Genomic DNA, 18,112 nt, shown 5'->3' with positions numbered 1-18,112 from the left:
CATATAATAGGAGGAAATAGTAGCAACATGGCAATTTTAACAGTAGATAAACTTGGTCACTCATTCGGGGACCGTACATTATTCAAAGACGTATCATTCCGCATTGTCGAAGGCGAGCACGTGGGTCTTGTCGGCGCAAACGGCGTTGGTAAATCAACATTAATGAGCATCATCACAGGTCAAGCTGTCCATGATACAGGACGCGTAGAATGGCTACCAAAAACACATTATGGCTACCTTGACCAACATACCGTATTAACACCAGGAAAAACGATTCGTGACACATTAAACGACGCATTCGCTATCCTATTTGAAAAAGAGCAAGAGCTAAATACAATCGCTGAAAAAATGGGCGATGCAACACCAGAAGAATTAGAGCAATTACTAGAAGATATGGCAGAAGTACAAGATATGCTTGAAGCGGGCGACTTCTACACACTTGATATGAAAGTAGAAGAAGTAGCACGTGGTCTTGGCTTAGATGCAATTGGTCTTGACCGTGACGTCGCTGCCCTATCAGGTGGTCAACGCACAAAGCTTTTACTTGCGAAGCTTTTACTTGAAAAACCAAAAGTATTATTACTAGATGAACCAACCAACTATTTAGATGAAGAGCATATCGATTGGTTACGTACGTATTTAAAAGATTACCCACATGCATTCTTATTAATTTCACATGATGTGGAATTCATGAATGATGTAGTAGGCGTTATTTTCCACCTAGAATTCTCTAAATTAACACGCTATACAGCATCTTATGAAAAATTCTTAGAGCTTGCAGAAATCAATAAACGTCAACATATCGACGCCTATGAAAAACAACAAGAATTCATCAAGCAACAAGAAACCTTTATCCAAAAAAATAAGGCGCGTTTCTCCACAACAGGTCGTGCCAAATCTCGTCAAAAACAATTGGATCGTATGGAAATCATCGATCGTCCAGAAACGGCGTCAAAACCGACATTCCGTTTCGAAGAATCGCGTAGCTCAAGCCGCTATGTCGTCGAAGCAAAAGATTTAGTGATTGGTTATGACAAACCACTACTTCCACCACTTACATTCGAAATCGAACGTGGCGAAAAAATCGCGCTTGTTGGGATGAATGGTGTTGGTAAATCAACCTTACTAAAAACAATGCTTGGCAAAATCCCTGCACTCGATGGGAAAGTTGAGCGTGGTGACTTCCTATTCCCTTCTTACTTCGAACAAGAGGTAAAAGCCGGAAAAGAAACACCAATCGACGTTATCTGGAATGCGTATCCTAGCCTGACACAAGGTACGGTTCGTTCATTACTAGCAAAAACTGGTCTAAAAAGTGAGCACATCAACCGACCAATGAGCCAATTATCAGGTGGCGAACAAGCGAAAGTTCGTATTTGTAAATTGATGATGGATGAGTCAAACTGGATGCTATTTGATGAACCAACAAACCACTTAGATATCGATGCAAAAGAAGAGCTAAAACGTGCAATGAAAGAATATAAAGGCACAATCGTTCTCGTATCACATGAGCCTGAATTTTACGAAGGTCTTGTAACAAAAGTATGGGATGTTGCAGAATGGTTCTCTACTGGCCACCAATAATTTTTTTGAGAATTACCCTTGTGGTAATTCTCTTTTTTTATGGATACAAGTGGCATCAGATGGAAAATGAGCGTAGACTAGTACATAAGGACGGTGTTTTATTTTGACAAATGATATAGCAGACAGTACAGCGCCCAGACGCACAGCTGGGCTCAAAAAAATCGCATTAAACTTCTTAGGCATTACCGCGGGAGCACTTATTATGGCGATTGCACTTGAAAATGTTTTAATCCCCAATCAACTCATCGATGGCGGCGTAACCGGTATTGCCATGATGATTTCACACATGACCGGCCTCTCACTTGGCCTCTTTTTATTCATTTTAAACTTGCCATTTCTTTATTTTGGCTACAAACAAATCGGTAAAAGCTTTGCCATTTCTGTAACGTACGGCATCCTCATTTTATCGCTTGCTACTACATTCATTCCACATCACGGCGCATTCACAAATGATACGCTACTCGCAACGGTACTCGGCGGCATTATGCTTGGTATTGGTGTCGGCATTGCGATTCGCTCAGGCGGTTGCTTAGATGGCAGTGAGACGCTCGCCATTATGTTCAATAAAAAATCTCCATTTTCAGTTGGTCAAATCATTTTATTCATGAACTTATTTATTTTAGGTAGCGCGAGTTTTGTATTCGGACTCGACCGCGCGATGTATTCACTTATCGCCTATTTTATTGCATTTAAAACGATTGACCTCGTATCGGAAGGCTTTAATCAAACGAAATCAATTTGGATTATTAGCGACAAACCGGACCTACTCGGCGAAAAAATTATGTTCCGCTTAGGTCGTGGCGTGACCTACTTAAACGGCCGTGGTGGCTACACAAATGACGAAAAACAAGTGATTTTCTGTGTCATTAGCCGTTTAGAAGAAGCAAAACTTAAATCGATTGTAAAAGAAATCGACCCCACGGCATTCCTCGCATTTAGTAATATGTCGGAAATTAGTGGCGGTAACTTTAAGAAACAAGATATTCATTAAAAGAAATACGACCAAAGAAATTTCCGATTCTTTGATCGTATTTTTTTGTCCATTTTGTGAAAGAAAACGCTTTCAAAATTGGTATAGTCTGATGAATACCGTCATGACGGTATTTGTACGTATTTTCTGATAAAGAGGTACGGTTGCAACCTGTACCATTTAAATACGTCCTATTTATGAATACAGCGTTTTAAACCTGTATTTACGATAAATATTCTCTTTTTACCACGAATATTCATCTTTTATTCACAATTTTCAATTTGACTTATCAATATCTTACTGATAAGATATATGTATACTAAACGAACGAAAGTAGGAATTTACATGACTGTTACAATTTACACACAAACAAGCTGCACATCATCTAAAAAAGCCTTACAATGGTTACGTGACAACGGGATTGAATACACTGAAAAGCGTATTACATCGGATCCACTATCATTATCTGAGTTCAAAACAATTTTGAGCATGACAGAAGATGGCACAGATGAAATCATTTCAACAAACTCAAAAGACTATAAAAACCTGAACTGCGATATTAACGCATTATCGATTCAAGAGTTATATAGCATCGTAAAAGAACATCCAAAAATGCTGCGTAGTCCTATTCTTGTAGATGCAAAACGTCTGCAAGTTGGCTACAACGAAATGGATATCCGTCGTTTCATCCCTCGTAAAGTACGTGCTTACGAATTATTTGAAATGCAACGCCTTGCGAACGATTACTAGACGTCAGAAAATTTGGAGATGATTAAAGTGATAGATCGCCATAATAACGGCATCACAGCGCTTTTTGAAGTAGCGGCTGCAATCGAACGTAAATGGGCAAATGAATGGAATAGCCATAATAATCTGGGGTTATCTAAAACGCATATTTTATTATTGGATCTACTCGATTCTAAAGGTCCGCTACGCCCTTCCGATTTGGCAGAGACGTTACATGTAACTACTGGTGGCGTAACTGTCCTGACAAGTAAGCTATTAAAGGCTGAATACATTAAAAAAACGCAAAATCAATCCGACCGCCGCGCTTCTCAACTAGAGATTACAGCGGAAGGAAAACAATTATTAGAGGAAGCATACGAACATATCGAGGCACTTGTGAATCGCATGTTTGGCATGCTTACTGCTGATGAATTAAAAACCTTGCAAGTCATTTTTATGAAATGCCTGCAAGCTTAAAAGTCATGTTGACGCATTTCTTTTTGTGTGGGAAGAAATGCATAAACGTCACGCATTTTTGCGTGGCGTTTTTTTGTGTAAAAAAGAAGACTAGGACGAAACACGTCATTTTTCTGTTTGAGCGTTCGCAACGAAAAACCGGAACCGCACCACAGTGCGATTCCGGTTTTTCTTATGCTCATAGGAGAGATTGCTTTTACATGTATGTCAAAGCCTCTCTATATATAAACCTTAATCGGGTCTCGACCACTTCAATCATCGAGCCTTAGAAGGATTGCGAAATACAGCTTTCTGACAAAGCTGCTGTTCTATGTGCTAAATTGATGAGTTTTGACGTAGCACCAATGTTGACGACATCGTGCTATGTATTAAGAATTTGTGCTACTACTGCTTCTCGGTCAGTAGTAGATTTTATGGAATAATGGCGTTTTTCTTTATCCGGATTCAAACACCAGTGCCTCGGGTCGTTTCGCACTCTCTGTCGCGACTAGTCGTCACTTGTCGAGCGCTATAAACGCCCATCGGCACTAAACGGTGTTTTCATCACTTATCGTTATCCGGATTCATCGACTAGATTCTCGGGTCAAATCGCTTCTTCCGACGCGGCTAGTCGCCGCTTGTCAGAAGCTTTATTTGCCCTTCGAATCTGAACGAGTCGATTCATCACTTATTCTATCCGGATTCAAACGCCAGTGCTTCGGGTCGTTTCGCACTCTCTGTCGCGACTAGTCGTCACTTGTCGAGCGCTATAAACGCCCATCAGCACTAAACGGCGTTTTCATCACTTAGGTTAAGCCATAATTGCTGATGTTGCGGCTTCGTCTGATAATACCATTTCTTTTAGGCGTGCTTTCGCGCGGAATAGGCGTGATTTTACTGTACCGATTGATACTTTCATAATGTCAGCGATTTCGATTAAAGAAAGTTGGTGTACGTAAAAGTAAAGTAATGTATTTTTGTAAATACCGTCTAATTGGCTGATTTTTGCTTGTACGACCTTTGCGACATCTTCCTTTTCGATTAACTCCTCCGTAGATAGGTCATCGTTTGGAACTAAATCAAGCACTGGCACGTCAAGTGTATCAGGTTGGTTCATCATGTATTTGCTGCGACGTACATTTTTACGGTAACGGTCGCGGAATGTATTCATGCAGATTGTTGTTAACCAGGCTTTTAAATGATCAACTTGTGCAACATATGATTCGTAGCGTACGACTTTCACCCAAACTTCTTGCATTAAATCTTCTGCTTCTGCTTTATTGCGTGTAAGTTTTAAGCAAAGATGATAGATGTAGCGATTGTATTCCTCATATACTTCATTTAGTGTAGTTGTTTGTAAAGTTTCCATAACGTTAAACCTCCTAAAGTTTTATTTGTCTATTTATAGCTGTGTACCAGCTGTATTGTTAAGGTTATGTGTTGTTCTTGTTTACATTCTTATTATCGCGAAGTTTTACCTTACGCTCCATCGACTTAACTTTCATTTACCTTACAATCATGTAAGGTTTGGAACTTTTTCGTGTAATGTACCCCGAAAAGCGCATAAAAAAAGACTGCTACGCTATGTAGAAGCCCTTTTTCATCTTATGAACCTTTCACGATTGTCACCTTTGTCGCATGTGTGCCCTCTACTTCATTTACTGTAAAGGTTAAGCCAAATGCTTCAAATACATCATTCGGTCGTGGCAGGCGCTGCATTTCCTCCAGTATTAGTCCCCCAACAATATCATGGTCGAATGGTATTTCTGCGTGTAGTAACTTGTTCACCTGCTCGATTTCAATGCGGTCACTACAAATCAATACCGATTCGCTTGCCTCGTAAATAAGCGGACTATCACGGTCGGTTTCATCCTCAATTTCCTGTCCAATCATATCTTCAATCATATCCTCAGTCGTCACAATTCCTAATGTGCCACCGTATTCATCTAGGACAATCGCTAAATGCTTTTTAGCTCCCGTCATCCGTTTAAACACTTTTTCTACATCTAAATTCGCCACGACAAATAATGGTTCTGTATCAAGAAATTCTGTGAGCGGACGCTGCGGCTCAATCGACCACTCAACGAGCTTTTTCGATAAAAACAGCCCAACAATATGGTCAATATCCCCGTCATACACCGGGTAACGTGTGTAGCCATTATTTAAAATCACATCGCGCACCGCATCAAAGTCCGCTGTAACCGGCAGTGCGACAATTTCCGTTCGATGCGCACCAAGCACGTCCTCGACATCCTTATCAGGAAAATCGAGTACTTCTTTTAAACGCTTTCCTTCTATTGAATCATAGGCGCCAGATGTTTCAGCAATATCGATAACTGCACGCACCTCATCCTTCGTCATCTTCGCCTCCGTTACCTTGCCACGAGTCAAAATACGGATAAAAATATTTGTAAAACCTTGTACAATGATCGCAACTGGTGTACATATTTTTACTAAATAATAAATTGGCATCAACACAGGTTTTGAATAGGACATCGGCTCCGCATAGGTCACTGCCATTGTTTTTGGTAGCACTTCCGCAAATAAAATGAGGACAATCGTTAAAATGGCTGTTGCGAGCGATACTTTCCAGCCATGATTTAACGCGATAATTGTCACAATCGTTGGCAGTAAAATATTGACGACATTATTTAAAATTAACACCGTCGTAATCATACGGTCCGGCTTCTCAATAATTTTTAACATTTGAATCGACCGCGCATCCCCGTTTGCGGCTCGTAATCTTACTTTCATTTTATTAATTGCCGTTAGCGCAGTTTCTGCTGCCGCAAAATAGCTCGACAGTGCGAGTAGTATCGCTAAAAATACAAACTCCATTTTCCGTCCTCCTCAACTCGTATTACTTCTGTTATACCACTTTTCTTAAATTATACGCGCTAAAAGACTTCCAATTGTTGCTATGATATAATTTGTAGTGCAAATAGAAAATAATAAAGCGAGGGATTTTCAGTGACTCAATTAGAAAATTTAAATCAATATTTTACAGAAAATCGCGAACGTCATCTTGACGAAATGAAAGCTTTTTTAGCCATTCCAAGCATCAGCTCTCTTTCAGAACATAAAGATGATATGTACAAAGCAGCGAACCACTTATCTGACCTATTAACAGCTGCTGGTATGGAAAATGCGACTATTCACGATACAGCGGGCCATCCTGTCGTAACAGCTGACTGGTTACACGCTGAAGGTGCACCAACAGTTCTTGTATACGGTCACTATGACGTACAACCAGTAGACCCTGTTGAGCTTTGGGACAGCATGCCATTTGAACCTGAAATTCGTGACAATATCATGTATGCTCGTGGTTCTTCAGATGATAAAGGCCAAGTATTTATGCACGTTAAAGTGCTAGAGGCTATGCTTGCATCAGACGAAAAACTTCCTGTAAACGTAAAAGTTATTTTCGAAGGGGAAGAAGAAATTGGTTCTGTTCATTTAGACCAATTTATCGCAGACCACAAAGATTACTTAAAAGCAGATGTTGTATTAATTTCAGATACTTCTTTATATGCACCTGGTAAACCAGCTGTTGTGTATTCACTACGTGGCTTAACTGGTATTCAAATCGATGTTCGTACAGCAAAAGGTGACCTTCACTCAGGTATGTACGGTGGTGGTGTGCATAACTCAATCCACGTATTAGCGGATATTTTAGCGTCATTCCACGATGAAAACGGTCATATCGCGGTTGAAGGCTTCTACGATAACGTGTTACCTATCTCTGATGACGAGCGCGCAGCCTACGCTGAGCTTGGCTTTGATGCAGAGCAAATGAAAGAAGAGGCTGGCGTCAAAACATTATTCGGTGAAGAAGGTTTCTCATATCTTGAACAAACATGGGCTCGTCCAACGCTTGAAATTAACGGCGTATTTGGTGGCTTCTCTGGCGAAGGTGTGAAAACCGTTCTTCCTGCACAAGCTGGCGCAAAAATCACATGTCGTCTTGTACCAAACCAAGATCCACATGAAATTGTTGCCCTACTTCGTGCGCATGTAGCGAAACATCAACCAGAAGGCGTTGATATCGAAATTACTGAATTCGATAAAGGGAAACCATTTATCGCACCATTTGATCACCCATATGTACAAGCTGCTGGTCATTCTTATGAAACACAATACGACCAAAAAACAGCATTCATCCGTTCAGGTGGTTCGATTCCAATCGTTTCTACATTCGATGAAATCTTAGCTGCACCCGTTATCATGATGGGCTTCGCGCTATCAACTGAAAACTTCCATGCACCAAACGAGCACTTCCACTTAGAAAACTTCGATAAAGGCCTACGTGTCGTATCTGATTATCTAACTGAAATTGCATCAATCGAAAAAATTTAATTAAAAAATCATGATAATAAAAGAAGGAATCGCGCTTTTGCGCGATTCCTTCTTTTTTGTGGATTATTCGCCGAAGAATGTAACGATTTCTTCTGCTGTTTTACGTGTTTTCTTCGCAGGAACTTTGTCAAAATAGCCTAGTTGAACCATCGCAATGACACGTTCACCTGGTTTTGCACCAATGGCTTCTGTGAATTCCGGGCTGTCTAACCATGTTGGGTTTTTCCAAATTGAACCGATACCACGGTCCCATGCAAGTAACATCATGTTTTGGATGAAGCAGCTCGCTGCCGCAAAATCCTCTGTACGCTCATGCTGACGTAAATCTTCTGGTACCACCACAAATGCATACGCACCTGGTGATAAGAATTTCGTCATTTTATGCTCGATGTCCTCTGCCGTTAAATGCGCGTGATTTGGGATTGTCACATCACGAATGATGTCCAATACTTTTGGTAATCCTTCACCAATACCAAGAATAACGCGCCATGGTTGACGATTTTTATGATTCGGTGCCCATACAGCATCGTTGATGATGTCTAAAATATCTTGCGCATCTACAGGTTGTTTATTAAATACGCCAACTGAACGGCGCTCTAAGATGGCTTCTCTTACTGATAATGATTGACTATTCACAATGACTCACTCCTATGAAATCTATTCGATTCAACGATACCACAACGTTCGTTATTCATCTACTTTCTTTTTCCAAAGCTTACCTGGCCAGAATGCAGCACGACCAAATTTCATCGTAAGTGCTGGTACAAGAAGTGGTCGAACGATAAACGTATCAAGTAAGACACCGATTGCGGTAATAATACCGAATTGAACTAATACTTGAATTGGTAATGTCGCAAGCACCGCGAATGTACCCGCTAAAATTAAACCAGCGGACGTAATCACACTACCTGTATATTTAACACCTTCTGATACCGCGGTTTTTAAATTCTTATGCTTACGGCGCTGCCAAACTTCTGACACCATAAAGATGTTGTAATCGACACCAAGTGCAACCGAGAATACGAATGTATATAGTGGAATCGAGCCTTGAATAGCGTCAATGCCCATACCGTAATGTAGCACAATCCAGCCAAGACCAAGCGCTGAGAAGTACGATAGGATAACGGTTGCAATCAAGTAAAGGGTTGCGGTAATTGAGTGCAAGTACACTAATAATAGCAATGCAATTAACGCGATAATAACAGGCATAATGATTTTTTCATCATCCTCAATTACTTTCATCTCATCGTATTGAGAGGCTGTTTCGCCGCCAATCCACACGCGGTCCTTCGCATCACTTACTCCTGCATCTTCAAGAAGTGCAATGGCTTTGTCTTTAATTTTAGGAATATTATCTAATGATTCTGCTGCATATGGATTGTCTTTAAAATCCAATTGATAAAGCTGAATCGCCTCGTCTTTTTCACCGACACGTTTTTCATCAACGCTCGCAGCAAAGTTTAATTTCTCTAAATCTTTTTGGAGATCGATATCCTTGCCATCTGTATCGACGATGATTTGTACTGGCGCAAGCTCACCTGGAGAGAAGTTTTTCTCTACTAATGTGTAACCCTCGCGAGACGTCATGTCTTCTGGGAATGATGATAAAATATCAAATGTGAATTTAATTTTCGGTGCAAATGCAGCAAGCGCACCTAATAAAATAACCGTCACAATAATAATGGTCATCGGTTTACTTGTAACCAGATTCCCGATTTTTTGACTAAATTTATGCTGTGGACGATGTTGTTTAAATGGTTTATTACGTTTTTTAGCACGTGCCTCTTCCATTTCTACTGTACGTGGAACGAATGGCCAAAACGCAGCACGACCAATGATAACAAGTAATGCTGGCAATACAAGCAATGCTGTTAAGCCCATAATTAGTACGCCAAAGCTAAATGGTACAGCGAAGCGCTCAAATGTACCGTAGTTAGCAAGTGCAAGCGTTGCAAGACCCGCAACTACTGTTAACGCACTCATTAAAATAGCGCCACCTGACTCTTTAACAGCCTGTGCCATCGCCTTCCCTTTATCCTCAACCTCTAATAAAATTTCACGATATTTTGAAATCAGGAATAAACAATAATCGGTGCCGGCACCAAATAACAATACCGTCATAATGGACACTGCCTGTGCATCCTTATCAATCCAACCATGATCAGCCATAAAGCCAAGTGCTGGACTAATGACACCATAAGCAAGACCTACCGCAATAATTGGAATGATAGCAAGTAATGGCGAACGGTAAATTAAAATAAGTAAAACAAGTACTAAAAGCACCGTCGCAATCATCAACTTCACATCGGCACTCGCAAATAAGCCGGTTGCATCTACTGAAATCGCTACTGGACCTGTGTAACGTAAGTTTAGTTCATCATTGCCATCATACTTACCTTCTAATGACACATCATCCTTCACTAATTTCGTGATGTCATCTAATCCTTTTTCAAAGGCTTCTGTATTCGCGCCCTTTTCAAAAAATACAGGTGTCACAAGCGTTGAGCCATTTTCTGAAACGCTTTCTAATAACGCTTGTGGTGGTGTTTTATGAAGTGGTGGTACAAGTGATTGTGCATTCACTGGATTTTCGTCCAATTCTTTATACAGTGCCTGCACTTTCTCTAAATCCTTTTGTGTAAGCCCCTCTTCACGATGCCACACAAGTAATAATGGCGTTCCCGAATCATCCGGGAATTGTTCTTCTACAATTTTTGCAGCTTGTTTTGACATCTCTGTGTCTTTTAAGTTTTCACTCGACACATTATCGATGCTATTAATTTGTGGCCAACTAAATGACACTACTGCTACAAGTAAAATCCAAAATAGAAGTGATAGCCAGCGCCCCTTCTTACTTGCGACTAAATTGCCCCATAATTCTAATGGATGCTTCTTCATGTAAAAAACCCTCCTTTTTTCTTCTAACTAATTATATATACTCGATAGTTAATTATTCAAGTATGTTCACTAATTAACTTTTCCCACTTCATGGTATAATTATGTAATTATTTTTAGAAAAGAGGGGTCCCCTTGATGTCAAAGACAACTGGGCGAACAATTGGTAGACCAAAAAAAGATTCGCAAAATATACCGATGCAACAAAAAATTCTAATCGTTGCATCAAAAGAATTCATGACTCATGGCTATAAAGCTGTCTCAATGGATAGCATAGCAGAAGCTGGGAATGTTACGAAGGCAACAATTTATTATTATTACAATTCAAAAGCTGCACTGTTCACCGAAACGATTATTCAACTGATGAGTCGCATAAAAAAAAGGACCGAGTGTGTGCTTGCAGACGAACGCTATTCGTTTAAAGAACGCTTAATTAATTTACTTGAAGTGTATGCCAATGCCACAGCAAATGTCGATATTAATAATTTTATTCGCGAGGCCTTCCCTAGCTTGTCGCCTGCACAACAACAAAGTGTTCATGCATCGGAGGAATTTATGCATGAAGCGATTCGTGATGCATTCGAACGAGAAATGCTACTTGGAACGATTCCTAAAAAAGATGTGACATTTATTTTGCATACCTTTTTAGCGCTAATGAATGTTGGACGTTATACTGATTATGATGAAACACGTCTCTTTGAAACACCTCGCCAAGGAGCAGAAGAAATCATCCGATTTTTCTGGGCTGGACTGTTTTCTTAACTACATGAGAATCGCAAAAAATTGCGATTCTCCTTTTCTATTTTAGGGGCCAAATTCAGTAAGACACCTTAGTATTTTTTTGCTACAATGAGGTTATATACGTTTGTACGGAAAGGATGTTTAGACATTGACACAGCACGCTGAAAAAGAACTTTTGCAGCCGACGATGCTTTGCGACCAAAAAGGGAATTTAAATCCCCAAGCAATCGGCTATGCTCGACAACCATTGATTACAAGTAATTTGAAGGGTCATTTTATGCGTAAGAAAAAGTGGAATTATTGGTGTGTCTTTGGCGATGAAATTTTATTTTCAGCGACGATTAGCCACCTCGATTATGCGGTCGTGTGCTTTGTCTACTTCCTAGAATATGAAACACAGCGCTTTTTCGAAAAAACAATTACATTGCCACCACTGAGTCATCACGTAAAAATGTCTGAGGAAGTACTACAAACTGTCACCTTCAATAATAGTGAAATGAAAATCAATATTTTACATACAGCTCAGCATGAAACGAAGCTAAGTGTGTATGTACCTGATTTTGATGATGATATACTCGAAGCGGAGCTGACAATTAGCCATCCAAAGGGCGATGAATCGCTCAATGTTGTTATTCCATGGAACCGCAAAACCTTCCAATTCACAGCGAAGCACCATAGCCTACCAACTACTGGCTATGTCAAACTCGGTGATAAGAAGTATCTCTTTGAGCCACTCGAATCATTCGCTGTTCTCGACTACGGGCGTGGGATATGGCCGCGCGTGGCAACATGGAACTGGGGAATGGCCTCCCAACGACTGGGCTTCCATCGTGTTGGCTTAAATCTTGGTGGTTCATGGACAGATGGCACCGGTATGACAGAAAATGCACTGTTCATTGATGGGCATATGACGAAAATTCATGAGGATGTATTATTCGCCTATGATGCTGCCGATTATATGAAGCCATGGAAAGTAAAGACGCGTTTTTCAAAAGATGTGGAGCTAACATTCACCCCATTTTTCGAGCGTGTCGCCGAATCAGATGCGAAGCTTGTGACGTCAGCAGTTCATCAAATGGTCGGTTATTACAATGGGCGCGTCAAAATGGACAACGGCGCCTACTTTCATATTCAACAGCTACTTGGCACATGCGAGGAGCATATCGCTAAATGGTAATAACAAGAATCGCTTATTTCTACTAAGCGATTCTTTTTTATTTTGTAGCTGCGAATGAAAACCCCAACTGGCGTGTTTTGGATACGACATATTTTTGAATAAGTGTCAGCCATCCGTCTATATACATACGAAGTTATTAATCATTTGTTTAAATAAAGACTTTTGCAAGATAACTACTAAAAATTTGGCGGTAATTACGATAACTTTTCAATTGAGGTCGCTCAAAATAGGGCATTTTTATCCCATTTTGTGCCTTTTTGGGTTCATTTTGAGCCTCTGCCGGAAAATAGCGCCATTTAAAAGATCGAGGTTTTTCTAGCATGGTCAATTAAAAAAACTACCCAAAAACATAGAAAATGGGGCGTTTTTAAGCTTCTACGGGTTGAAAACGGCCTGTTTCAATTCTTATGATTACTAATTATTTGCTTTTTCATATTAACTGAACCGATTTAATAGAGGCATTACGCATGGTTTTTATGGTAATACGAATGTTTTACCGGGCTATTGGCATACCTTGTCACATAATTAACAATAAGTCGTAGGCAAAAGACGCTTTCGCGTGTGATAAGCCATTTCTCTCGGTTCATATCGCCAAAGCTAGCGAAAACTTTTGTTGTCGAAAAAAATGGCGTATAGTAGAGGGTATGACTTTTTGATGGAGGGATTTTTCATGCAGCATCCAGAATTTGAACAGGAGCGCAGTCATTTAGCATACGTCAAACACTATATGGCAAATGTGCTCGAAGAATCGGCGCGTGACGTTGAAACGGCTCAGGACAATATTCGTAAATCGATGGCTGACTTAGAATATTTAGATTCAAGCTCGAGCTATTTAAATATTTTAACGAATGCTCGCTTCTTTGATATGGCACGTAATCAAAAGGAAGGCTTAGAGGCCATTATGCAAAAGCCTTATTTTGCACGCATTCATTTTCAAAAGGAAGGCGAAGCAGCTGAAAAATTATACATCGGGAAAACATCGCTATTTGATAAAGAAACACAGGAGCCTGTCGTCGTCGATTGGCGCTCCCCTGTTGCGAATGTTTATTATGATGGGCGTTTAGGTGACGTAACCTATGACGTCAATGGCGAGGAAATGAACGGTCATTTATTTTCAAAGCGCCAATATAAAATTGAGCATGGCAAATTACTCGAAGTACGTGATATTGATTTAACGACGAATGATGAATTACTACAAGACGCATTAGCAGGAAAAGCCGACGTGCGTTTAACAGAAATTGTCTCGACGATTCAAGCAGAGCAAAATGAAATTATTCGAGCGCATCTAAAACAGCCAATTATCGTACAAGGTGCTGCCGGATCTGGAAAGACGACAATTGCACTTCACCGTATTTCGTACTTTTTATATACGATGGGTGAACATTTCAATGCCTCACAGCTCATGATTTTAGCACCAAATAATTTATTCATCGACTATATCGCTGATGTTCTACCAGAGCTTGGTGTCGGAAAAATTCGTCAGTCTACCTTCGCAGATTATGTGCGTGATGCAACAGGTCTCAAGCTGAAGTTAGAGGATCCTAATCACTATTTAGAACAACTTGTGGCGCTTAATAAACGTAAAGTTGACCTGAATATTCCGCGTCTAAAGGGCTCGCTTGAATACCGCGATATGATGCAACAATATGTTGATGAACTGGCGAAGGAAATGGCGGTATTATTTGAAGATGTTTACATCGATAAATACCGTATTTTACGTGCTAGTCATTTGCAGGAGCTATTCCTTGAGGATTACGCGTATTTGCCAATTGAAGAACGTGTTAAAAAAATGAAATCGGTGATTCAAAGCCATGTACGCCAAAAGAAAAAACAAATTTTATATACTTTAAATAAGAAATACGATGACATCATCGGTAAGGCGCTCAATATTTTTGATGCCGAGCGCCGTAAAAAAGAAGTAACACGTTGGATTGATGAGCGCGACCGTCGCATTCCATCGATTGAAAAAGAAACCAAAACGACTGCTTCTAGCTATATGAAGCGCTTCTCAAAACATAATGTCAAAAAGCTATATCGCGCCTTTTTGACAGAGGATGCTGTACAGCAAATGGTCGCACCGCACTGGACTAAAGCGCAGCGTAAAAAATTCCAACTTGCGCACACAAAAGAAAAATGGACCAATGAAGACCTTGCGGCGCTGTTTTTCCTACATGCTAAAATCAAAGGCATTAAAGAGGAGCATAAAATTCGCGTTGTCTTTATTGATGAGGTGCAAGATTATAGCCTCTTCCAGCTGGCTGCATTAAAAGAAGGCTTAGACACCGATATGTTTACGATGGTTGGCGACCTTGCACAAGGAATCCATAGCTACCGTTCGCTGACGGACTGGGGGCCTGTACGTGATTTATTCCCGCGTGCAAGCTACAAGACCCTACAAAAAAGCTATCGTACGACGATTGAAATTATGGCTGTAGCGAATAAGATTTTATCGAAAATGGACGAAGATTTACCGCTTGTTGAGCCTGTTGTGCGACATGGTCTCGAGCCACAGTTCCACGCTCAAAAAGCCTTTGATGCTGCGCAAATCGGTGAATTATTTACCGATATCCAATCGCGTCATCAATCCGTTGCGCTTATTTGTAAAACGACTGATGAGGCACAGCGCTTTTCAGAGGAATTACAAGCTGCCGGTATTCACGCGCAGCTACTCGATGAGGGCGCCGCAATCGATCAGCAGGCGCTGCTTGTTGTACCAAGTCATTTATCAAAAGGGCTTGAGTTTGATGCCGTCATGATTGTATGCGATGACAAAGGCTTCCGTGATACACCGCTTGAGCGTAAATTATTATATGTCGCAACGACACGCGCGATGCATGAGCTTCACTTAATCGGAAAATCAATGACGGATTTTTTATTATAAAACAAAAAGAGGCTGGGACAAAACACGTCATTTTTCTTTTTAGCGTTCGCAACGAAAAGCCGGAACCGCGCTACAGCGCGATTCCGGCTTTTCTTATGCTCATATGAACGATTGTTTTTATACGTATGTCAAAGCCTCTTTTTAATGTTATTTTACAACGTAGTAATCAACTTGCCCTTTTACGTGAAAGCCTGCTTTTTTATATAAATTCAGTGCTTCGTCGTTATCTGTTTCAACATCTAATAATACTTCGGTTTGATTATTTTTCACAGCTTCATTTTGTGCCCATTTTAATAAATTCGTACCGATACCTGAGCGGCGATAGCCTGGCTCTACAGTGAAGGCTGTCACCCATAGCTCGTGGTCACGTACAGTTGTTGAAATCGTCCCAACTGCTACGCCGTCTTCAATATACATCGCAAGCTGCATATGATCATTTTTTTCTGTTTGCGCGACAAGCTGTTCGGTTTCTTCAGCTAGGTCACCAAATCCTGCTTCCATCATATGTTGAAGTGCTAAATAATCCCCTTGCTCATATGGGCGAATATCGTCATCCTCTGGGAAGACAAGTGCCTGCTCGGCTGCTTTCGTGCTCAGTGTTGCCTCTGATGAATTGTATTCATAGCCCACACTTTTTAAGAATCCTTCCGCTGCTTCACTTGGATACGTTGTTGCCATTTCACCTGTTGATTCACGTTCAGATAGTCCGTGCTTAAAGCCTGCTACAAGCTCTGCTCCAATACCTATACGACGATATGCTGGGTCAACAACTGCTGCCCATTCATACGAATTTAAGCCGAATAAATCAAGCGCACTTAATGCGCCGATTAATAAATCTTTGTCATCATCATAGACTAAGACAAAAAAGCCACGTTGCTCGGCTGCTTGCCAAAATGGTGCGTGCATTAACACGCTATAATCTACGTCGTCCTGTGCTGTTGCACGTGTTAATAATTCAGTTACTTCTTGTTTTGTTTGTTCATCTAACGGATAAGAGGCTTTCATTGCGAAAAGCTGCATAGTTAGAACCACCTTCTATTATGTTTTTGAAATTGTTTTGTAATCTTTTGTTATCAAAATAAATACTTTTCTAAAATACATCACGGGTATAAAATATATAAGGTTTGGAGGCAAATACATGACACAACGTTTAACTTGGGTCGATGCCATCAAAGGATTTTTAATGATTCTCGTGGTTATCGGCCATTACCCTGGTGAAATGGACCATCCCATTTTAACGTATATTTATTGGTTTCACATGCCCGCATTCTTTTTACTGAGCGGCTTGTTTTTCCGTCCCGTTTCAAAAAATCAAGCAATTGGCAAGTCGATTAAAAAACGCATGTTGCAATTGATGATTCCTTACGTATTTTTCGTGTCACTTATTACGATTTTACGCTATATTTTAGCATTCGCAACCGGAAATGATTCGTTGGATTACTATCTCAATGATTTCTATTCTATCGTAATTGGTGGACGCTTTGCACGTGGTTGCTACGCTGTTATTTGGTTTATCACAACACTTGTAACAGTTTATGTGCTCTTTATGCTCATGACCCATTATTTAAAACGATGGCTGCAAATCACTGTACTGATTAGCTTCTACATACTCGCACAGCTAGAAAGCCACTACGTCATTGATATAGTAGGCGGCGCAGCAGATGCCGCTTCGCAAGCCATTTTTGTGCCGTGGAATCTAGATGTGGCCCTTATGGCGATTGTTTATTTTGCGATTGGTTACTATGCACGCGATTTACTAAAGCACATTCCACTCGCTCTTTATGTAATCAGTCTTGGCATCGTACTATGGGCAATGCGCGCTGTCTGGATTGGGGCGCTTGATTATCATGTTAGTATGAAATTTATTCACTACAATCATCCTGTGCTTGATATCGTTATTCCAATCGCCTGCATTATCGTACTACTTGGTACATTCCAGTTTATTACGAAATTTATTCGCCTGCGTGTACTAGAGGTCGTTGAGCGGCATTCACTCATTATTATGTATGCCCATATTTCATTTGATAAAATTTTTAATAACTTTTTCGATTATGGCATCGTTGGCTATACGCTCGTGAGCTTTATTCCGTCGATTCTTATATCATGGCTTTTCATGCGCTTTATACCATATGCGTCGTTCTTCACAGGGAATTTGCGCGCGGATCGACCAGCCTATTTTAAGAAACGATTGTTTATTGTGTAAGCTATCGTTTTATAACGAAAAGAAGTGGCTGGGACAAAACACGTCATTTTCTTTTTTTAGCGTTCGCAACGAAAAACCGGAACCGCGCTACAGCGCAGTTCCGGTTTTTCTTATGCTCATATG

14 protein-coding genes are annotated in these 18,112 nt (G+C 40.4%); 9 read left to right on the top strand and 5 right to left on the bottom strand.

The features are described 5' to 3' along the window. Positions 1-27: 27 nt before the first annotated feature. The 4 genes from ACFSY7_RS00310 (at position 28) to ACFSY7_RS00295 (ending at position 3,757) form a co-directional block, all read left to right on the top strand. Positions 28-1,584 carry an ABC-F family ATP-binding cassette domain-containing protein gene (locus ACFSY7_RS00310; RefSeq protein WP_020189009.1) on the top strand — a complete coding sequence of 519 codons (1,557 nt, stop codon included), beginning with the start codon at positions 28-30 and terminating at the stop codon, positions 1,582-1,584. 103 nt (positions 1,585-1,687) lie between these two features. After that, positions 1,688-2,575 carry a YitT family protein gene (locus ACFSY7_RS00305; protein WP_020189008.1) on the top strand — a complete coding sequence of 296 codons (888 nt, stop codon included), beginning with the start codon at positions 1,688-1,690 and terminating at the stop codon, positions 2,573-2,575. Positions 2,576-2,899: 324 nt separating this feature from the next. Next, entirely contained in the window at positions 2,900-3,304 is a 405-nt protein-coding gene (gene spx, locus ACFSY7_RS00300) for a transcriptional regulator Spx (RefSeq protein WP_020189007.1), read from the top strand. A 27-nt stretch (positions 3,305-3,331) separates the two neighbouring features. Beyond that, a complete protein-coding gene (locus tag ACFSY7_RS00295; RefSeq protein ID WP_020189006.1) occupies positions 3,332-3,757 on the top strand; it encodes a MarR family winged helix-turn-helix transcriptional regulator in 426 nt (141 codons plus the stop codon). A 790-nt stretch (positions 3,758-4,547) separates the two neighbouring features. Here ACFSY7_RS00295 and ACFSY7_RS00290 read toward each other — a convergent pair. Both ACFSY7_RS00290 and ACFSY7_RS00285 read right to left on the bottom strand, forming a co-directional pair. Further along, the gene (locus ACFSY7_RS00290; protein WP_380146416.1) at positions 4,548-5,105 is read right to left on the bottom strand and encodes an RNA polymerase sigma factor; all 558 of its coding nucleotides are present in this window, start codon (positions 5,103-5,105) and stop codon (positions 4,548-4,550) included. Between the two features lie 236 nt (positions 5,106-5,341). Further along, positions 5,342-6,574 (bottom strand): hemolysin family protein, encoded by a 1,233-nt coding sequence (locus ACFSY7_RS00285; protein ID WP_020189004.1) that lies wholly within the window; start codon positions 6,572-6,574, stop codon positions 5,342-5,344. Positions 6,575-6,706: 132 nt separating this feature from the next. Here ACFSY7_RS00285 and ACFSY7_RS00280 point away from each other — a divergent pair, with 132 nt between their 5' ends. Further along, positions 6,707-8,092, top strand: a complete 1,386-nt coding sequence (locus ACFSY7_RS00280; RefSeq protein ID WP_020189003.1) for a dipeptidase — start codon at positions 6,707-6,709, stop codon at positions 8,090-8,092. Between the two features lie 63 nt (positions 8,093-8,155). Here ACFSY7_RS00280 and ACFSY7_RS00275 read toward each other — a convergent pair whose 3' ends face one another. Then, positions 8,156-8,728 carry a nitroreductase family protein gene (locus tag ACFSY7_RS00275; protein WP_020189002.1) on the bottom strand — a complete coding sequence of 191 codons (573 nt, stop codon included), beginning with the start codon at positions 8,726-8,728 and terminating at the stop codon, positions 8,156-8,158. A gap of 51 nt (positions 8,729-8,779) precedes the next feature. After that, complete coding sequence (locus ACFSY7_RS00270) at positions 8,780-10,990, bottom strand: MMPL family transporter (protein ID WP_380146414.1); 2,211 nt, start codon at positions 10,988-10,990, stop codon at positions 8,780-8,782. 135 nt (positions 10,991-11,125) lie between these two features. Here ACFSY7_RS00270 and ACFSY7_RS00265 point away from each other — a divergent pair, with 135 nt between their 5' ends. The 3 genes from ACFSY7_RS00265 to helD all read left to right on the top strand — a co-directional run bounded on the left by ACFSY7_RS00265 (position 11,126) and on the right by helD (position 15,786). Then, complete coding sequence (locus ACFSY7_RS00265; RefSeq protein ID WP_020189000.1) at positions 11,126-11,749, top strand: TetR/AcrR family transcriptional regulator; 624 nt, start codon at positions 11,126-11,128, stop codon at positions 11,747-11,749. 127 nt (positions 11,750-11,876) lie between these two features. Continuing rightward, the gene (locus ACFSY7_RS00260) at positions 11,877-12,905 is read left to right on the top strand and encodes a DUF2804 domain-containing protein (RefSeq protein ID WP_380146412.1); all 1,029 of its coding nucleotides are present in this window, start codon (positions 11,877-11,879) and stop codon (positions 12,903-12,905) included. 670 nt (positions 12,906-13,575) lie between these two features. Then, positions 13,576-15,786, top strand: a complete 2,211-nt coding sequence (gene helD / locus ACFSY7_RS00255; protein ID WP_126990990.1) for an RNA polymerase recycling motor HelD — start codon at positions 13,576-13,578, stop codon at positions 15,784-15,786. Between the two features lie 147 nt (positions 15,787-15,933). Here helD and ACFSY7_RS00250 read toward each other — a convergent pair whose 3' ends face one another. After that, the gene (locus tag ACFSY7_RS00250; protein ID WP_380146411.1) at positions 15,934-16,806 is read right to left on the bottom strand and encodes a GNAT family N-acetyltransferase; all 873 of its coding nucleotides are present in this window, start codon (positions 16,804-16,806) and stop codon (positions 15,934-15,936) included. Between the two features lie 118 nt (positions 16,807-16,924). On the opposite strand from ACFSY7_RS00250, the gene ACFSY7_RS00245 reads away from it, so the two are divergent. Beyond that, positions 16,925-17,989 carry an acyltransferase family protein gene (locus ACFSY7_RS00245; RefSeq protein WP_380146410.1) on the top strand — a complete coding sequence of 355 codons (1,065 nt, stop codon included), beginning with the start codon at positions 16,925-16,927 and terminating at the stop codon, positions 17,987-17,989. Positions 17,990-18,112 lie beyond the last annotated feature (123 nt).

This window comes from Kurthia populi, from assembly GCF_042686175.1.
GTDB classification, from domain to species: Bacteria; Bacillota; Bacilli; order Bacillales_A; family Planococcaceae; genus Kurthia; species Kurthia populi.
The sequence above is the reverse complement of the archived record's forward strand: the minus strand, read 5'-3'. Positions and strand labels throughout refer to the sequence as shown.

Excerpts from the sequence above, each read along its gene's own strand:
- ACFSY7_RS00310 (WP_020189009.1), top strand. The coding sequence starts at position 28 with ATGGCAATTTTAACAGTAGATAAACTTGGTCACTCATTCGGGGACCGT.
- spx (WP_020189007.1), top strand. The coding sequence starts at position 2,900 with ATGACTGTTACAATTTACACACAAACAAGCTGCACATCATCTAAAAAA.
- ACFSY7_RS00290 (WP_380146416.1), bottom strand. The coding sequence starts at position 5,105 with ATGGAAACTTTACAAACAACTACACTAAATGAAGTATATGAGGAATAC.
- ACFSY7_RS00285 (WP_020189004.1), bottom strand. The coding sequence starts at position 6,574 with ATGGAGTTTGTATTTTTAGCGATACTACTCGCACTGTCGAGCTATTTT.
- ACFSY7_RS00270 (WP_380146414.1), bottom strand. The coding sequence starts at position 10,990 with ATGAAGAAGCATCCATTAGAATTATGGGGCAATTTAGTCGCAAGTAAG.
- ACFSY7_RS00265 (WP_020189000.1), top strand. The coding sequence starts at position 11,126 with ATGTCAAAGACAACTGGGCGAACAATTGGTAGACCAAAAAAAGATTCG.
- helD (WP_126990990.1), top strand. The coding sequence starts at position 13,576 with ATGCAGCATCCAGAATTTGAACAGGAGCGCAGTCATTTAGCATACGTC.
- ACFSY7_RS00250 (WP_380146411.1), bottom strand. The coding sequence starts at position 16,806 with ATGCAGCTTTTCGCAATGAAAGCCTCTTATCCGTTAGATGAACAAACA.
- ACFSY7_RS00245 (WP_380146410.1), top strand. The coding sequence starts at position 16,925 with ATGACACAACGTTTAACTTGGGTCGATGCCATCAAAGGATTTTTAATG.